The sequence below is a fragment of the Rhodanobacter ginsenosidimutans genome, assembly GCF_042655685.1.
GTDB lineage: Bacteria > Pseudomonadota > Gammaproteobacteria > Xanthomonadales > Rhodanobacteraceae > Rhodanobacter > Rhodanobacter ginsenosidimutans.
Map to the genome: position 1 here is coordinate 1,122,047 of NZ_JBHSMM010000001.1, position 18,675 is coordinate 1,140,721.

10 protein-coding genes are annotated in these 18,675 nt (G+C 64.6%); 2 read left to right on the forward strand and 8 right to left on the reverse strand.

The annotated features are described in order from the left end of the window. Positions 1-113: 113 nt before the first annotated feature. The 3 genes from ACFPK0_RS04760 to ACFPK0_RS04770 form a co-directional block, all read right to left on the reverse strand. Entirely contained in the window at positions 114-2,228 is a 2,115-nt protein-coding gene (locus tag ACFPK0_RS04760) for a M13 family metallopeptidase (protein WP_377338764.1), read from the reverse strand. A 160-nt stretch (positions 2,229-2,388) separates the two neighbouring features. Then, the gene (locus ACFPK0_RS04765) at positions 2,389-4,200 is read right to left on the reverse strand and encodes a M14 family metallopeptidase (RefSeq protein ID WP_377338766.1); all 1,812 of its coding nucleotides are present in this window, start codon (positions 4,198-4,200) and stop codon (positions 2,389-2,391) included. Between the two features lie 36 nt (positions 4,201-4,236). Next, a complete protein-coding gene (locus ACFPK0_RS04770) occupies positions 4,237-4,929 on the reverse strand; it encodes a DUF502 domain-containing protein (protein WP_377338768.1) in 693 nt (230 codons plus the stop codon). A gap of 166 nt (positions 4,930-5,095) precedes the next feature. On the opposite strand from ACFPK0_RS04770, the gene ACFPK0_RS04775 reads away from it, so the two are divergent. Further along, complete coding sequence (locus tag ACFPK0_RS04775) at positions 5,096-6,199, forward strand: alkene reductase (RefSeq protein ID WP_377338770.1); 1,104 nt, start codon at positions 5,096-5,098, stop codon at positions 6,197-6,199. 266 nt (positions 6,200-6,465) lie between these two features. On the opposite strand, the gene ACFPK0_RS04780 is transcribed toward ACFPK0_RS04775, so the two are convergent. The 5 genes from ACFPK0_RS04780 to ACFPK0_RS04800 all read right to left on the reverse strand — a co-directional run bounded on the left by ACFPK0_RS04780 (position 6,466) and on the right by ACFPK0_RS04800 (position 16,492). Beyond that, the gene (locus tag ACFPK0_RS04780) at positions 6,466-8,145 is read right to left on the reverse strand and encodes an alpha-amylase family glycosyl hydrolase (RefSeq protein ID WP_377338773.1); all 1,680 of its coding nucleotides are present in this window, start codon (positions 8,143-8,145) and stop codon (positions 6,466-6,468) included. 114 nt (positions 8,146-8,259) lie between these two features. After that, positions 8,260-9,753, reverse strand: a complete 1,494-nt coding sequence (locus tag ACFPK0_RS04785) for an MFS transporter (RefSeq protein ID WP_377338775.1) — start codon at positions 9,751-9,753, stop codon at positions 8,260-8,262. Then, a complete protein-coding gene (locus ACFPK0_RS04790; RefSeq protein ID WP_377338777.1) occupies positions 9,750-11,924 on the reverse strand; it encodes an alpha-L-rhamnosidase-related protein in 2,175 nt (724 codons plus the stop codon). The genes ACFPK0_RS04785 and ACFPK0_RS04790 overlap by 4 nt, the downstream gene beginning before the upstream one ends. Further along, on the reverse strand, positions 11,921-13,486 hold the full coding sequence (locus tag ACFPK0_RS04795) for an alpha-amylase family glycosyl hydrolase (RefSeq protein ID WP_377338781.1): 1,566 nt from the start codon (positions 13,484-13,486) through the stop codon (positions 11,921-11,923). Before ACFPK0_RS04795 ends, ACFPK0_RS04790 begins: the two co-directional genes overlap by 4 nt. A gap of 150 nt (positions 13,487-13,636) precedes the next feature. After that, on the reverse strand, positions 13,637-16,492 hold the full coding sequence (locus ACFPK0_RS04800; RefSeq protein WP_377338783.1) for a TonB-dependent receptor: 2,856 nt from the start codon (positions 16,490-16,492) through the stop codon (positions 13,637-13,639). Positions 16,493-16,925: 433 nt separating this feature from the next. Between ACFPK0_RS04800 and ACFPK0_RS04805 the strand changes: the two genes are divergently transcribed. After that, entirely contained in the window at positions 16,926-18,542 is a 1,617-nt protein-coding gene (locus ACFPK0_RS04805) for an alpha-glucosidase family protein (RefSeq protein ID WP_056081312.1), read from the forward strand. Positions 18,543-18,675: the final 133 nt, after the last annotated feature.

Sequence of the window (18,675 nt, forward strand, 5' to 3'; positions counted from 1 at the left end):
AATGATTTGCAATAGCGTTGTTGCGGGGCAGCCTCTTTCCCACAATGAAAGAGGCCCCGCATTCGCATGCGGGGCCTCTTCGTTTCACCTGTTGCAGCGTGGGCGCGAACGCCTTACCAGATCTTCACCTGGGTGTCGGCCGGGCGCACCATCGTGTCGCCGGGCTTGCACTGGAACGCCTTGGCGAACTCCGGCATGTTGGACGGCGCGGCGGTGGCGCGCAGTGCCATCGGTGCGTGCGGATCGGTGTTGAGCCGCACGATCGAGGTTTTCTCGCGCATGCTGCCGCGCCACACGCGGGCCCAGTTGAGGAAGAAACGCTGATCCTCGGTGTAGCCGTCGATCTTCTTGTTCGCTTCCTCGGGATGGTTCTTCAACGCCGTCTGCAGCGCGTCGTAGGCCACGTTGAGGCCGCCCAGGTCGGCGATGTTCTCGCCCAGGGTCAGCTTGCCGTTGACGTGCAGGTCCGGCTTGTTCTTGATCGGCGCATAGGCGTTGAACTGATCCACCAGCTTGGTGCTGCGCGCGTCGAACTGCGCCTTGTCCTGCTTGGTCCACCAGTTGTGGCGGTTGCCGAAGCCGTCGAACTGGCTGCCCTGGTCGTCGAAACCGTGGCTGGCTTCGTGCCCGATCACCGCGCCGATGCCGCCGTAGTTGATCGCGTCATCCGCCTTGGCATCGAAGAACGGCGGCTGCAGGATCGCGGCCGGGAAGTTGATCGTGTTGGTGCTGGGGTCGTAATACGCGTTGACCGTCTGCGGGGTCATGTACCACTCGCCACGGTCGGTGGCCTTGCCAATGTGGGCGATGTCGTAGTCGTAGTTGAACTTGGCCGCCGCCTGCAGGTTGGCGTAGTAGTTGTCCGGGCTCAGCTTCAGGTCCGACCAGTCGCGCCACTTGTCCGGGTAGCCGATCTTGGGCATGAACTGCTCCCACTTCTCGATCGCCTTGGCCTTGGTATCGGCGCTCATCCAGTCCAGGTTCTCGATGCGGGTCTTCAACGCATCGCGCACGTTGGTGACCAGCTCCTCGGCGCGCTGTTTCGCTTCCGGGGTGAACTCCTTGGCCACGTACAACTGGCCCAGGGCCTGGCCCATGGCGCCGTTGACCGCGCCCAGCACCTGCTTCCAGCGCTCCTGTTGCTGCGGCTGGCCGGCCAGGGTCTTGCCGTAGAAGTCGAACTTGTTGTCGCGGAAATTCTTCGACAGCGCGTTGGCGGAGTCGTCGATGGTGTGGAAGCGCAGGTAGGCCTGCCACTGCGACGCCGGCGCGTTGGCCAGCAGCTTGTCGAACTCGGCGAAGAACTTCGGCTGCGACAGCGAGAAGCCCTTGTCGATCTTGACGCCCTGGGCATCAAAGAATTTTTCCCAGCTGAAGTGCGGGGTGATCTTGTCCGCTTCCTTCACGCTGACGAAGTGGTACTGGTTGTCCAGGTCGCGCATTTCGGTGGGCGCCAGCGAGGCGGCGGCCAGCGAGGTTTCCAGCTTCATCACCTGGTCGGCCTGCGCTTTCGCGTCGGCGGCCGACACGCCGGTCAACTCCAGCGACTTGGCGATGTAGGCCACGTACGCGTCGCGGATCTCCTTGAATTGGGGCTCGGTGTAGTAGTCCTTGGTCGGCAGGCCCAGGCCGGCCTGCATCGCGTAGGCGATCTGCAGCTTGGCGTTGTCGAAGTCGGCGCCGGCGCCAAAGCCGAATACCTGGCCGTTGCCTTCGGCGTAGCTCTTGTTGATGAAATCGACGATGTCGGCGGTGTTCTTCAGGCCCGCAATCGCATCGAGCCGGGGCTTGATCGGGTCGAAACCGGCCTTGTCGATGGTGGCCTCGTCCATGCCGGACTGGTACAGGTAGCCGATCTTCTGATCGATCGAACCGGCCTTGGCGGAGGCGGCGTTCTTGGCCGCGGCCTCGACGATTTCATGCTGGGTGTTGAGGCTGTCCTCGGCCAGCTTGTTGAACGCGCCCCAGCTGGTGTGGTCGGCGGGGATCGGGTTGGCGGCAACCCACTTGTCGTTGACGAAGCCGTTGAAATCCTGACAGGCGTTGATGTTCGGGTCGAGCTCGCTGACATCGAAAATGCCGCCCGACGCGGCCGGCGCTGCCGCGGCGTTCGCACTGGCGCTGGGCGCCGGCGCAGCGGATTCGGCCGGCTCCTGTTTGCCGCAGGCGGTCAGCGACAAGGCCAGGCTGACGGCCAGCGCCAGCGGTTTCAAATACGGCTTGGTCATGGATTTCCCTCGTGATTGTGGTCCGCGAGCGCGGCGTTTGGATGGCGAGCGTGGCTGATGGTGGGTCGGACACAGGCTGCGACAATGACGAGCCAAGCTAGGTCAATCGTCATGGTGGGCACAGTGTCAAAGGTAAGGGGTATGGCCGCCGGCCGGGGCCTCAGTGGCGGGCGCCGTCAACCGTTTCATCCTGTGCCGACAACGACCGCCACTGCGCGGCGTCCAGGCGCAGCACCGGGTAGGCGCCCACGTCTTGCGCGGCGTACCAGGGCGAGCGTTCGAAGAAGAAAGCCAGCCGCGCGCGGCTGTCGCCAGCGAAGGCTGGATCGTTGTGCAGCTTGCGCTGGAATTCGGTTTTCAACGCCGGGCTTTTCGCCAGCATCTCGCGGGCAAGTTTCTCGACCACGCGCGGCTCGCCGTATTCCTTGGCCTCGAAGATGGCGTCGAGATAGCCCCAGCGCAGCAGCGAGTCCGGCGCCTGCGGTTCGAGCAGGTTGATCGCCACGTTGGCGGCGCGCTGATCCATCGGCACGATCACCGAGCCGGCGGGCAGCTGCACCTCGCGCGGTAGTGTGCGCAAGCGGAAATCGCGCAGCATCAGATGGCCTTCGAACGGCTTGTCGGCCCAGCGCGGTTCGTCCAGCTGATAGCCCTCGGCATGCATCGTCAGCGGCTGCGTGGTGCGCCGGTAATGGATGCCGTGCGCGTCCAGCCGGTCGATGATCACCGTCCACTGCGCGGGCACCACGTACGCGGCGGGCGGCGTGATGGACAGGTTGGGCAGCAGCCGGTTCCAGTTGTCGATGGTGTACGTGGTTGGCTGGCTGGGGTCGTAGCGGATCCACTCGCTGGTGGAGATGTCGCTGTGGCTGCGGGTGAACGCGTAGCCCTTCAATTCCAACTTCGTGGGTTGGGGATCAAGCTTGAAGGTCAGCGGCACACTCGCCTTTGCAGCGTGGGCGCGGGCGATGGTGTCGGCATCCGCTTTGGCGGTGGCAGCGAGCAGGGCGGCGGGGTGTGCGCCGATCTGTTCCAGCATCAGTTCCACGATGTCGTAGGTGGCGCGCACGCGGTTCGCGTACGGCTTCAGCATGTGGGTTTCGATCAGCAGCGCGGGGCGGTTTTGCAGCGCCGCGTAGCCGGTGGAAAAGCGCGGGCCGGAGCCGAAGTTCTCCAGGCCCTTGAGCGGGTCGCGGCCGTCCTTGAACTCCAGGTAGCTGGAGGCCAGATGGCCGCGTTGCTCGTATGCCGGCATGGCGTGGTTGACGATGGCGTCGTGCTGCCAGGCGCTCACGGCGGGGTCGAGTTTGTGCGGGTCCTCGGTGTACCAGGTGAGGTCGTACTGGTAATCGGCGCCGTCGGTGGTGTGCACGTCGATCAGGAAATCGGGCAGCCACGCCTGCCACAGCTTCAGCCACGCGCGCATCTCCGGCGCGTCGGCCTTGATGTAGTCGCGGTTGAGGTTGAGGTACTGCGACTGGCCGCGGAAACCCATCGACGCGGGGCCGTTCTGGTTGATGCGATGGTAGGGGCTGGCGTTCTCGTGGCCGTCCACGCTGAACACCGGGATGTACACCAGCACCAGCTTGTCGAGCAGGTGCGGGTATTTGCCGGTGACCGCGATATCGCGCAGCAACATCAGCCCCGCATCCTTGCCCTCGATCTCGCCGGGATGAATGCCGGCCTGCACCAGCACCACCGGCTTGTGCGCCGCGCGCGCGGCGGCCGGATCGAACGTGCCGCCACCGCTGGCGATCACCACCGTCATCGGCCGGCCTTCGGGCGTGGTGCCGAACGTTTCCAGATGGATCATGCCCGGCGCCGCCTTCTGCAGCCGCTGCAGATACGCCAGCGTGTCGGCATAGCTGGGCGTGGTGCGGAACTGCGCCGCCTCGGCCGGCGTGGTCCAGTCGGCGGCGTGGACGGTGAGGGTCGCAAGGCCCAGCAGGGGAATCAGCAGCCATCGATGCATGGGAGCTCCTGTGTGGGGATATTTGTGGGAGCGACTTCAGTCGCGATGCTTTTCGGTTGCCGCAAGAGCATCGCGACTGAAGTCGCTCCCACAAAGGGCCGGCAGTGTATCGGGCGCCACCGCGCCGCCGGAGATGATGAAGGCCATGGCCTGGTCCATGGTCCAGTCGGTGGGCGTCAGCTCGGCCAGCGGCACCACTTCCAGATAGCCGCCGGTGGGGTTGGGCGTGGTGGGGATGAACACTGCCGCCATCTCGCGTCCGCTGTCTTCCTCGACCATCACCCGGGTGACGAAGCCGACCACCCGCATGCCGCGCCGCGGAAATTCCACCAGCACCACGCGCTGTACGCCGGAGGGTTTGTTCTGCAGCACCGCCATCAACTTCTTGGTGCCGCCGTAGATGGTCTGCACCACCGGGATGCGCGCCAGCACACCGTCGAACGCGCCGATCACGCGCTGCCCGATCACGCGGTTGGCCAGCGCGCCCAGCAGGTACAAGGCGCCCAATGTGATCAGCAGCGCCACGATGTACGTACTCCACGCGCTGCCCAGCACGGCGGCCGTGCGCGGCGCCACCAGCGCCAGCGCACCCAGCAACGCGCCCACCAGCGGCGCGCCGATGTCCACCAGCACACCCAGCACAAACTTGAATACCAGCCACGTCACCCACAATGGGATGAACGTGAGCAAGCCGGTCAGCAGGTAGCGTTTCAGGCGCAGCGGCGGCATGGGAATGATCAGCGCGGAAAGCGGCCATTGTAGTGGACGCTGCCCGCGGTAACGGTCACCACCCGGCGGCGATGTGGCCGGCGCTCATGAAACGCAAACATGGCCTCGGGCAGGATGCGCGTTCCCCACGCGCGCCTGCCCGCTCTTCGACCCACAAGGAAATCCCATGAGCTCTTCCCACGCCAGCCCATCCGATGCCGAAGTCCTGTTCCAGCCGATCCAGGTCGGTGACCTGAACCTGCCCAACCGCGTGGCGATGGCGCCGCTGACCCGCAACCGCGCCAGCGCCGGCAACGTGCCCACCGAGCTCAACGCCACCTATTACGCACAACGTGCCAGCGCCGGGCTGATCATCGCCGAAGCCACCCAGATCAGCCCCGAAGGCCAGGGCTACATCGCCACGCCGGGCATCCATTCGCCCGAACAGATCGCCGGCTGGAAGAAGGTCACCGACGCGGTGCACGCCAAGGGCGGGCGCATCGCGCTGCAGTTGTGGCACGTGGGTCGCATTTCCCACGTATCGCTGCAACCGGACGGCCAGGCACCGGTGGCACCGTCGGCCATCCAGGCCGACGCCAAGACTTTCATCGCCGAAGGTTTCGTCGACGTGTCCGCGCCGCGCGCGCTGGCGCTGGATGAAATCCCCCGCATCATCGACACCTATCGCCAGGCCGCCGCCAACGCACGCGAGGCCGGCTTCGATGCGGTCGAGGTGCATGGTGCCAACGGCTACCTGATCGATCAGTTCCTGCGCGACAGGAGCAACCATCGCACTGACGCCTACGGCGGCAGCATTGAGAACCGCACGCGGCTGCTGTTCGAAGTGTGCGACGCGGTAGCCCGCGAAGTCGGCCCCGGCCGTACCGGCGTGCGCTTGTCGCCGCTGACCCCGGCCGGCGACATCGCCGACAGTAATCCGCAGGCCCTGTTCAACCGCGCCGTCGAGCGCCTGGCCACGCTGGACCTGGCGTATATCCATGTGATCGAAGGCGAAACTGGCGGCAATCGCCACCCGCAACCGTTCGACTACGCCGCCATGCGCAAGCCGTTCCGCGGCGCCTGGATCGTCAACAACGGCTACGACCGCGACATGGCCATCGACGCGCTGGCCAACGGCAAGGCCGACCTGGTGGCGTTCGGCGTCCCCTTCCTGGCCAACCCCGACCTGCCACGCCGGCTGCGCGAAAACGCGTCGCTCAATGCGCCGGATCAGAAGACGTTTTATGGCGGTGGTGCGCAGGGCTATACGGACTATCCGACGCTGGATTGATCGGGTTGCGGCACGGACGCGATAGCCAAACAGCAAACTGTGGGAGCGACTTCAGTCGCGACGCTTTGTGGTTCGGCATTGATTCGGAGCCAGAGCTTTCGACCGCCTTCGACGCTCGGCACGCGCCCGCACGTAACGAACCGCCGTCATCCCAGCGAAAGCTGGGATCCAGTGACCCGGCTGGCCCTCGATAGACCGAGTTGCGACTCGATCGGCGTTGTTGTTGAAACCAGTGCATCGGAATGACGGGTTGGGCGTCGACATCTCTAATGCCGCGGATGCCCACGCTCGCGCATCAGTCGGGTCAGTTCGGCAACCAGATCGGGTTGGGTGGCGGGTGCGTCGAGCAGGTAGACCTGTACGTCGTGCGGGGCCACGTTGGCCTGCAGACTGCCGCCGTCGGCCACGTCAATGGCGTTGCCGCCTAGTGCCGGCTTCCAGTGTCCGGGCTGCAGTTTTTCGCTGACGTTGAAGCTTGCCGGCTGGTCGCCTTTGTTGAGCAGTACCAGGGCCAGTTGATGCACGCCCTTGTGCTGGTAGACACGGTAGAACGCGGCTTTGTCGCCGGCGAAGTGCAGGGGCAGCATCAGGCCGCGTTGCAGGGCGATGGTTTGCCGGCGCAGTTGGGCGATGCGTTTCAGGTGCTGGTAGATGGGGCTGGCGGGGGAGGCGTCGATGCGGGGTTGGCCGTAGTAGTTGCGGTTGCCTTCGTGTTCGGCGCGGCCGCGCTCGAAGCCGGTTTCCGAGCCGTAGTAGATGGCCGGGATGCCACGTGCGGTGAACAGCAGGTTGTTGGCGTCGATGAAGCCGTTGTCGCTGGCGTTCATTCGGGCCATGTCGTGGTTGTCGTAGAAGGTCACCAACTCATACGGATTGGCGTAGGGGCCGTTGGTGAGGTAGAGGCGGTCGAGCACGCTGGCGTAGTCGCCGTCGGGGTGCTCGAACAGTTCGGCGATGCGGCCGCGCAGGGGGAAGTCCAGCAGGCTGATGCCGCCGTTTTCGGGCCAGGTGTATTTGCCGATGTTGTCGGGGCTGTAGTCGAAGGCTTCGCCGTACATGAAGAAGCCGGGGTGTTTGGCGCGGATGCGTTGGGCGAACTGTTGCCAGAACGCGGTGGGCATGTGGCTGATGGTGTCGATGCGGAAAGCGTCGGCGCCGCGTTCGATCCATTGCTCGTACGCGCCAACGAAGTAGTCGAGTACAGCCGGGTTGGCGTCGTCGATGTTGGAGAGCTGCACCAGGTCGTCGTACGCGTGATAGAAGCGGTGCAGCGGGTTGCGCACCGGATCGAGTTGGTACGGCGGCAGGTTCTGCTGGTCGGCGATCAGCGTGCCGCTCTTGTCGTAGATCTGCCCGAACATCGGCTGCGCTGTCGGCATGGTGAAAGCGGGTGAGCCGTGGTTGGCGACGATGTCCAGCACGGTCTTCAAGCCTTGGGTGCGCATCTCCGCGGTGAACTGGGCGAAGTCCAGGTTCTTGCTGGGCAGGTGTTCGTCGAGCTTGTAGAAGTTGACGCCCCAGTAGCCGTGGAAACCTGTCTTGCCGCGGTCGGTGAATTTGGACGCCCATTGCACCGGATCGCCGCCGGTGAACGCCTCGTTGGGGTTGTCCACGATCGGCGTGATCCACACCGCGCCGAAGCCCATGCCGCGGATATAGCCGGCGTTGTCCAGCACGCCCTTGAAGTCGCCGCCGAGGTAGCCGATGTTCGCGCTGCGGCCTTCGGGCGCACCCGCCACGGGGATGTTGAACGTGGGGTGCGCGCCGCCCTGGTGGCGCTGGTCGTTGGCGGGGTCGCCGTTGACGAAGCGGTCGGTCATCACGAAGTAGATCGCGTCGGCGGCGAAGGGGGCATCGGTGCCGTAGAAGTCGGGTGGGGCGGCTGCTTGGGCTGCGCTGGTGGCCAGCATCGTCGCGAGGATGGGGAGCATGGTTTTGCAAAGCATGTTGGTGTCCTGTGCGGCATCGCGGTCGAGGCCCTTGTAGGAGCGGCTTCAGCCGCGATGCTTTTGTGTTCGTTCCGAGAGCATCGCGACTGAAGTCGCTCCCACAAGTGGGTGCTAGCGCGAAATTGATGCGGCCTGTGGTTCTTGCACCCGCAAAGTGAAAACGCCGGCGACCATCAGGCTGACGCCGCCCATCGCCAGTGCCCAGATCGGCTGGCTGTGGAAGAAGGTTTTCAGCGCCATGCCCAGCACGCTGGCGGCCAGCAACTGCGGTATCACGATGAAGAAATTGAAGATGCCCATGTAGACGCCCATCTTCGCGGCGGGCAGGTTGTCCGACAGCAATGCATACGGCAGCGACAGGATCGAGGCCCAGGCGAAACCCACGCCCACCATCGACAGCAGCAGCCACTGCGGGTCGCGGATGAACAGGAACGAGAGCAGCGCAACGCCACCTATCCAAAGGTTCAGCAGGTGGCTGATGCGCAGACCCCAGCGGCGCACCATCAGCGGAATCACCAGTGCGGCCAGCGCGGCAAAACCGTTGTAGGCGGCAAACAGCACGCCGACCCAGTTGGCGCCGTCGTTGTAGGCGGTGGAGTGGGGATCGGTGCTGCCGAAATGCACTTCGGTGACGGCCGCGGTGGTGTAGATCCACATCGCGAACAGCGCGAACCAGGAGAAGAACTGCACCCAGGCCAGCCGACGCATCGCGTCCGGCATGTGGTGCAGGTCGCGCAGCACCTGTGTGAGCATGCCGTCGCCGCGCGAGCGGCCCAGCCATGCCTGCGCCAGGCCGTAGGCGATCAGGCTGCCGGCCAGGATGTACAGGTCGCGTTCGAGGTTGTAATGGCTGATCAGCAGCGCGCCGACGATGCCTGCCAAACACCAGATCGCGGCATTGCGCCATGCGGCGTGGCGGTCGATGACGGCTTCCGTCACGGCGGCGGCGTGCTCGTCACTCTGCTCGAAACCCAGCAAGGTCTCCGGCGGGTATTCGCGGGTGAAAAGCACCGTCCACAACACCGAGCAGAGCAGCACCGCACCGCCGATATAGAACGCGTATTTCACCGTATCGGGGATCACGCCGGCGGCGCCCACGTTGTCCACGCCGGCATGCGCCAGCAGCCACGGCAGGGCCGAGGCCACGATGGCGCCGAGGCCGATGAAGAAGCTCTGCATCGCGTAACCCAATGGCCGCTGGCGCGGCGGCAACTGGTCGCCCACGAACGCGCGGAACGGTTCCATCGAGATGTTGATCGACGCGTCCAGCACCCACAGCAGGCCCGCGGCCATCCACAGTGCAGGCGAGTTGGGCATCGCCAGCAGGGCCAGCGTGGCCAGCACCGCACCGGCCAGGAAATACGGCCGCCGCCGCCCCAGCCGGTTCCACGTACGGTCGGACCAGTAACCCACGATGGGCTGCACCAGCAAACCGGTGAGCGGCGCGGCGATCCACAACGCGGGTATGTCGGTGACGTCCGCGCCCAGCGTCTGGAAGATGCGGCTGACGTTGGCGTTTTGCAGCGCAAAGCCGAACTGGATGCCCAGAAAACCGAAGCACATGTTCCATATCTGCCAGAACGACAGCTCGGGTTTTTTGCTCATGGTGTGGCCCTGGTCAACGGTGCGACAAGCAGATCGCCGATGCGCGCTTCATTCAATGATCCCTCGATGCCACCTTGCCCGCCGGTGTAGTGCGCGAACCTGCGCAGGAAACTCATGTTGAACCCCTGGCTGATCGAGAAGGTGCAAGGCGTGCCCGCGGCTGCGTCGAAGGTGACATCGGTGGATGGCTGCATGCCGACACTGTGCGGCATCACCAGGGGCCTTGTCTGCACTGGCGCGCCCTTGCACGCGATGACCAGGTTATTCACCGCGGCGGTGATGCCGGTGTTGATCGGGCCGTGATCGTTGGCGTAGATCAAGGTGGCCTGGAAGCGGCCGCCGGCGGGCGCTGTCCACGTGCGTGGCCAGGTGCCGGCAAGGCGCTGCGCCGGGCCGACGCAGGTGGCGGGGCTGGGCAGCGATTCGAGTTCGCCGGCGCGGCGGGTGACGGAAAAACATTGCTGCGCGGTGCTGGCGGGAACCAGGCGTTGGCCGTCGATGGCACCGACGGCCTTGCCATCCACATACAACTGGCCATGCTCGCTGAAGCTGACTTTCCAGTCACTCCCGGCGCGAGTGGCTTGCGGCGCCGCCGGCGTGGCCGGCGCAAACAGCGGTGCGTCCAGCCGCAGTGGCGGCGTATCGACATGGATCGCCTTCAGCGTCACCACCGTCTCGTTGCCGTGCTGTTCAATGTCACCGGCCACCAGCAGGTTGCCGTTCACCGAGGCCGGTCGTTGCAGGGTGATGCGCTGGTCGCGCAACTGCAGGCTGATGCGCTCGTGGTCACCAAACAGTATCGGCAGCAGGGAGGCGGGCAGCTTCGGCGCGATGCGGCCATCGGCGCCGAGGCCGAAAACGCCTTCGATCACCATGTCCAGGTAACCGCCCACCGACCACAGCTGGCGCGGCGAGTTGACCACCGGGCCGCTGAGCTTGCCGTCTTCCACATGCACGCGCTGGCTCAGCAGTTCGAAGTTCTCCATGTTGGAGCCGCTCAAAGCGGCGCCGCGCAGCAACGAGCGCAACTCGTGCGCGATGCGCCCGGGGTCGTTCACCGCCCGCGCGGCGCGCAGGGCGTAGGCGCTGACGAACGGCCAGATCGCGCGGTTGTGATAGATCGGCTGATCCGCCCGCTCGGGCCAGATCACCGGGCTGCCGGCCGGATAGGCGGGGTAATTGGCCAGCGCCTGGCGGGCGCGATCGGCATCGGCCACGCCGCTGGTGATCGCCAGCGAGGTGCCCAGCAGGTCGTAGGCCTCGATCGGCATGCCGTCGCTACCGATATAGCTCATGTACAGGCCGCGGTCGCTGCGCCAGAAGCGGGTGTTGATGGCGGCCTTCAAGGCGCCGGCGCGGGCGCGGTAGTCGACGGCCTTGGGGTCGTGGCGGCGTTCGGCCATCTGGACGGCCAATTGCAGCGCCTCGTAATACAGCACATTGGTGGACAACGCATAGGACTGCGCGATGAAGCGCACGTCGTTGGCGGTCCAGCCGGGGTAGCTCTGCTCGCGCCAGTCGAGGAACGAGGTCTCGCCGCGATAAAGCCCCATCGCGGCATCGAACACGTAGTGTTGATCCTGCGCCAGCGTGTCGGTGAGCGCGCGATACACCTTGTCGGCAAACGCCGGGTCGCCCAGCAGATGCCGCGCACCCAGAAACCACACCACACGATCGGTGCTGATCGGCCAGCTGCCGCCCGAGCCGGTGTCCTGCATCGGGTACAGGCCCGGCGGCGCGGCGGGTTCGCGCACGTCGGACAGCTTGAACAGCAGCGAGGCTTTTGCCCGTGCCGGATCGATCCGCCACAAACCCAGGTCGATCGCGTAGGACAGGTCGCGCGTCCACACGTAATGCCACTTCTCGCCCGTCTCGAAGCAGGGGCAAGGCATCGACTGGCCGTGGTCGAATGCGTCGTCGCGGATCGCCGCCACCGAGTCCTTGTGCAGGTCGTCCAGCGCCATCGCGAACAGGCCGTCGAACAACGGGCTGCCGGTATGGGTGGCGAGCGGCTGGGCCGGGATGTGGCGCTCGCCATCGGGGGCGTGCAGTACGAAGCCGTCACCGGCGATGCTCATGCTGGCCCGACGCTGCTGCCATTCGATACTGTCGGCCGCGGGCGTCGCGGTGCCCGACAGCGCCATCGCGAGGGCGGTGGCCAGCACCATCATTGCAGCACAACCGTGCTGTAGGCCGGCAGGTGCAGGACGCCATCGCGCAGCGTCACGCCGGGTTTGCTCTGCAACCGCACGCTGCGTGTCTTGTCCGGCGTGATCGTTTGCGGCGTGCCGGAAAGGTTGTGCGTCACCAGTACATGGCTGCTGGCGTCGTCGAGGCGGTAGGCGACCACTTGCTTGTTGTCCACGCGGTACGGTGTGAGCCGGCCATCGCGCAGCGCGCTGACCTGGCCGCGCCAGTGGATCAGCCGGGTGTAGAAATTCAGCAGGGAGTCCGGGTCGCCATGCTGCGCCTCCACCGAGGTGGCGGGATCGTCATGGCCGGCGCGCCAGGTGGTTTCACCGGGCGCGTTCGTGGCGCGATGCCAGCGCATCGGCGTGCGGATGTCGGGGTCAGGCTTTTGCCCCTGCATGCCGATCTCCTCGCCGTAGTAGATGAACGGTTCGCCGGGCAGGGTCAGCAGCATCGCGGCGGCCATGCGCATGTGCTCGGCGTTGCCGTCGAGCTGGCTCATCACGCGGTTCTGGTCGTGGTTGGAAAGGAAGGGTGCATCGACGCCGGAGCGACCGGTGGTGGCACGGTAGGTGGTGTCGATATGGCCGAGCAGTTGATCCAGGCCATCGTTGCGTTCCTGCCGCGCACTGTCGATCAATTTTTCGGCCAGCGGAAAATCGAACACGGCGCTGAGCGGCTTGAAATACGGCGCCAGCTTTTCCGCCGACGGCTGGGTGACCTCACCCACGATATAGGCGTGCGGATTGACCGCATCCATGCCGGCGCGGAACTGCGTCAGCCAGGCGATGTTCTTCGCCAGTATCTGCGGGTTGTCGGTATCCGCCTTGAAGTCGAGATAGACATGCTGTACGGCGTCCACGCGGAAACCGTCCACGCCTTTTTCCAGCCAATAGCGGCCGATGCGGATCATCTCCTGGCGCACGGCGGGGTTGTCGAAATCCAGATCCGGCATGGCGCCGGTGAATACACCCAGGTAATGCTGTTTGCCCCGCGCGTGCCACGCCGGCGTGCCGGTGGCGCTGATCGCGTCGAGGTCGGTGCCGGGCTGCGACCACTGGTACCAGCTGCGGTATTTGCTGGCCGGGTCCAGTGCGGCGCGGAACCACGGGTGCTGGTCGCTGGAGTGGTTCATCACCAGATCCATGATGACCTTGATGCCGCGCTTGTGCGCCTCCGCCAGCAGCTTTTCGAAGTCCTGCATGTTGCCGTATTGCGGGTTGATGCCGTAGTAATCGGTGACGTCATAGCCGTGGTTGCTGGGCGAGGGGTTGATCGGCATCAGCCAGATACCACTGACGCCCAGCGATTGCAGGTAGTCGAGTTTGGCGGTGACGCCATTGAGATCGCCGATGCCATCACCGTTGGTGTCGACCCAGCTGCGTACGAAGATCTCGTACCAGACATCCGACGGCGCCGCGCGGGTTGCGGGTGTGTGGCTGGTTGTCGTGGGCGTGGCCGCAACGACGTTGCCGGCAAGGCCAAGTGCCAGCGCGGCGAAAAGCGTGGTGGTGCAGCTGAGTACGGACTGTCGCCAGAACATGGACGTTCCCCATGGAGTGCGGGTGGACGGCAGCTACGCATGATGCGCGGTGCGGCCTGTCGAAAAAAAGCCCGGATCCAGCGTGCGACCGGTCCGGGCTGAAGAGGAAAACTGCCGGGCGCCGCTTGCGCGGCGCCCGTGATCCATCGATTAAAGCGCGTAGGTGAAGCCCACGTAGTACTGGCGGCCAAACCACTGCAAGGTGCCGGTCAGGTCTTCGCTGCCGAAGTAGGTGCGGGTCGGTTGGTCGGTGAGGTTGCTGACCTGGAACAGCAGGCTCAGGCCTTTCAGGTTGCCGGACTGGAACGCGTAGGAGGCCTGGTAATCGACCACGGTTTCCGGCGCGTAATAGACCGTCTGGCTGTCTTCGGACATCTGGTTGGAAACGAAGCGGTCGCGATAGCGCGCGGAAAGGCGTGTGTCGAAGCCCTTGTGGCCGTAGAACAGCGTGCCGTTGATCACCCGCGGCGACAGGCCGGGCAGGCCGATCTGGACCGGCGTGCCGCCCAGTGTGGAGGTTTCCGTCACCTTGCTCTGCGAGTACGCAAAGCTGCCGGTGAAACCCAGGCCAGACCATGCGCCGGGCAGCGACTTGAACACCTTGGAGTAATCCAGCTCGATGCCGCGGACGTAGCCGCCCTTGTCGTTGTTCACCGCGGTCTGGTACTGGCCGTTCTCGTACGGCTGGCCGGTGGTGGGGTTGATCGGCACCTGGATGCCCGCGCCGGCGAAATCGAACGGATCGATGGTGCGGTCTTCGATGAACGAATCGATCTTCTTGTAGAACAAGGCCGCCGCGATGGCGCCGCCGTTGTCGTCCATGTAGTGCTCGAACGACAGGTCATACGCCTTGGCGTAGAACGGGTCGAGGAACGGGCTGGTGTTGCCCCACATGTTGTACTTGTTGCCGTCGATCCACGAACCGCCGCCGGCCATCAGCTTGTTCAGCGGCGGGCGCGACATCACCTTGGCCGCGGCAAAGCGCAACTGGTTGGCGTCGTCGAAGTGGTAGTTGAGGTTCAGCGAGGGCAGGTAGTCAGTGTATTTCTTGCCACGGCGCACCATCAGGTAGTTGGTGCTGACCACGCCCAGGCCGTCGGTGAGCGGCGGTGCGCTGCCGTCGCCGATGTTCTGCAGGCCCTCGCTGTACTGCGAGCTGCGCACCATGCGCACGCCGAAGTTACCGGTGAGGTTGTGGTCGCCGATCATCGTGTCCACGTCGGCCATCACGTAGGCGGCCAGCACGTTTTCGCTGACGGTGGCGCTCTGGATCTGGGTCCAGTCGTTGGCCCACTGCCGGGTCGGGGTGGGCGTGATGCCGTTCTCGCCCAGCACGGCCAGGCTGTTGACCGAGAGGAAGCAGGGGAAGCCCGAGAGGTTGCCCTTGAAGCAGGCGGTGTGCGAGTTGCCATCGTTCAAGGCCAGCGGCACCTGGCCGTTGGCGTACTGGCCGAAGTCGTTGCCGTATTCCCAGATGGCGCGGTCCGCTTCGTAGCGGCGCTCTGAATAGCGGGCGCCGGCCTGGATCGCGGATATGACCGAGTTGTTGAACAGGTCGTACTGGACGTCCAGCTTCGCCGCCTTCGTGGTGTCCTCGTAGATGTACGGATAGACGCCGACCTTGGCCAGGGCCATCTGGTTGCGATCGGTGAGATCGCGGTTGAAGCTGACGTCCGGGATGTTGAGGTTCTTCAGCTGATAGGTGGCCGAAAGGTCGTTGGCCACCGTGGGGCTGTCGGTGCCGAGCCCGTTGAACGGCAATGTCCATGACACCGCGTTGGTCATGTCGCTCTTGGCGCGCGACATGCCCACGTCACCGGCGATGGTCCACGAGCCGGTCCTCCATGTCGCGTTCAAGCCACCGGACAATACGCTGGTGACCGTGCTGTCGTCGTCGTTGGTGGTCTGGATGGTGTAGTACGGATTGGACGGGTCGCTGGTGACGGTGCCGCCGGTGACCTGGCCATCCGGCTGCAGGTGCGGGTTGGTGATGATGCCGTTGGACAGCGTCTTCACGCGGAAGCCGCGGCCGAAGTTGGTGGCGTCGAAATGCGAGTAGAAGCCGTCCGCTTTCAGCGTGAACGAATCGCTGGGCTCCCACACCGCCACGGCCATGTAGCCGTTGCGACGTGCCGAGCCGCCGTTCTGCTGCATCTCGAAACCTTCGCTGGTGTAGTCGTTGACGCCGTCGCCGTCGACGTCCTTGGAGCCGTTGTAGGCCAGGCCGTTGAACTGGTCGGCCACGTGCGGCTGGTACATCTGCGCCACGCCCAGGCCCAGGCCCAGCGTGTTGTTGAGGAACTTGCCCTGGAACGATGCGCTGGCGCGATAGCCGCGCGGATTGGCGCCGTCGGTTTCGTTGCCGCGGTCGTTGTAGCTGCCGCGCAGGTTGAACACGGCCGAATACTGTTTGGAGTTCTCCAGCGGGTTGGCGGTTTCCATCGCCACGGTGCCGGCCACGCCGCCCTCGATCAACGAGGCCTTGGGCGACTTGTAGACCGTCGCCTGGCTGATCATCTCCGACGGGTACTGGTCGAACTGGATCACGCGGCTGCCGCTGGTGGCGCCCTGCTCACGGCCGTTCAAGGTGGTTTCCACGAAACCGCCGGACATGCCGCGGATATTGATCGCACTGGCTTCGCCGTTGATGCGCTCGGCCGAGATGCCGGGCAGGCGGGTCAGCGCATCGGAAATGGAAACGTCGGGCAGGCCGCCGATGTCCGCCGCCGTCACCACGTCCACCACGGTGTCGGCGTAGCGCTTCACGTCGATCGAGGTCTCGATGCTGCGGCTGAAGCCGGTCACCGTGATCGTGCTCATGTTCTTGACGTGCTGGTCTTCCTTCGCCTGCGCTTTGGCCTTGGCGGTGGCTACGTCACTGGACGCGGCCGTCTGCGTTGCCTGGTCGTTGCTGTCGTTCGCCTGCGGCGCAGCGTAGCTGCTCGATGCAGCGCAAAAGCCGACGGATGCCAATGCCAAGGCAAGTACGTTTCGCTTGAATACCATGGTGCCCCCTCCCCAGTTTCTATGATTGGTTGCGCGTATCGATGACTGATCGACTTTCCCCCGCGTACTCCCTTGGAGTTGCATGCGGCTTGTCGATGCGGGGCCATGGTAGGCGCGGAAACGCGCGTTCAAGCGGGTAGTGCATACGTATTCATTTTTGTGCTTCGCATCAATGTTTGCGCTAACACGGCAGGGGTCGATGACGTATGTTCATGTGTGAAATACCACTATTTTCCAGCTGTTTTCGTCGATGAAGCAGGGCATGTTCCGGAGCGTTTTGTCGTCGTGTTGCGACGCGTTACATGCCGCAAATGAATACGTATGCACGCTCGTATTGAGCGTCGTCCGCTGCCATTAAGCTGCCCCCATGTCATGCAGTCGAGCCGATCCGAATCCGTCGGCGCCGCGGCACAAGAACAAGGGGACATGCGGAATGAGTGAGGCATCCTGGTGGCGCGGAGCCGCCATCTATCAGATTTATCCACGCAGTTTCATGGACACCGATGGCGATGGCGTGGGCGATCTCCCCGGCATCATCAGCAAGCTCGATTACGTGGCCAGCCTGGGCGTGGACGCGATCTGGATCGCGCCGTTCTTCCGTTCGCCGATGACCGATTTCGGCTACGACATTGCCGACCCGTGCGACGTCGACCCGCTGTTTGGCACCCTGGCCGATTTCGACACCTTGCTGGCGAAGGCGCATGCGCTGGGGCTGAAGGTGATGATCGACCAGGTGCTCAGCCATACCTCGAACGAGCATGCCTGGTTCAAGGAAAGCCGCGAGAGCCGCGACAATCCCAAGTCGGACTGGTACGTGTGGGCGGACGCGAAGGACGATGGCAGCGCGCCGAACAACTGGCTGTCGCTGTTCGGCGGTTCGGCCTGGCAATGGGAGCCGCGCCGCGGGCAGTACTACCTGCACAACTTCCTGGCCTCGCAACCGGATCTCAACTTCCACAACCCCGATGTATGCGCGGCGGTGCTGGCCAACCTGCGCTTCTGGCTCGACAAGGGCGTGGACGGCTTCCGGCTGGACTCCATCAACTTCTGCTTCCACGACCGCGCACTGCGCGACAACCCGCCCAAGCCGAAGGAAAAGCGCGTGGGCCGCGGCTTCAGCCCGGACAACCCGTACGCCTTCCAGTACCACCATTACAACAACACCCAGCCGGAGAACCTGAAATTCCTCGGCGATCTCCGCGCACTTATGGACGGCTATACGGATGTGGCCGCGCTGGGCGAAATTTCGTCGGAGGATTCGCTGGCCACGATGGCTGAATACACCCGCCCCGGCCGCCTGCACATGGGCTACAGCTTCGAGCTGCTCACCGACGATTTCAGCGCAACCTACATCCGCGACACGGTGCAGGCGCTGGAAGCGCAGATGGACCAGGGCTGGCCGTGCTGGGCCATTTCCAACCACGACGTGGAGCGGGTGATCACGCGCTGGGGCCGGGGGCACGCATCGACGTCATTGGCCAACCTGTTCACGGCGGTGCTGTGTTCGCTGCGTGGCTCGGTATGCATATACCAGGGCGAGGAGCTCGGCCTCACCGAAGTCGACGTGCCCTACGAGGCGTTGCAGGACCCCTACGGCATCGCGTTCTGGCCGCAGTTCAAAGGCCGCGACGGTTGCCGCACGCCTATGCCTTGGAGCGACGAAACCAGCGGCGGCTTCAGCGCCGGCACGCCGTGGCTGCCGGTGCCGCAGGAACATCGCGAACTCGCTGTCGCGCGGCAGGAACACGATCCGCATTCGGTACTCAACGGCTTCCGCACTTTCATGCACTGGCGCAAGGCGCAACCGGCGTTGTGCGTGGGCGAAATCAGCTTCATCGACATGCCCGAACCGGTGCTGGCATTCACACGCCGCGTCGCTGGCGAGACCGTGCTGGTGATATTCAACCTCGGCGGCGCGGCGGTCGATGTGTCGTTGCCTGCCTTGGGTGCGTTGCACGCCTTGGAAGGCCACGGGTTATTGACCGGTGCGGTGCATGGCGATGGGTTGCGTTTGCCGGGTTACGGCGCATGGTTTGCGCGGGTGGTGTGAGTCTTCGCGATCAGGCTGGTTTTCGCGCCGGTCGTTTGCGATAGATGCCCCTCGTTCCTGCCGCTTCCGTGTATGTCCACAAGGGGCTTCCTTCGGTCGTGCGCGATGCTCTTGCTGTTGCTTTGGGTATTTG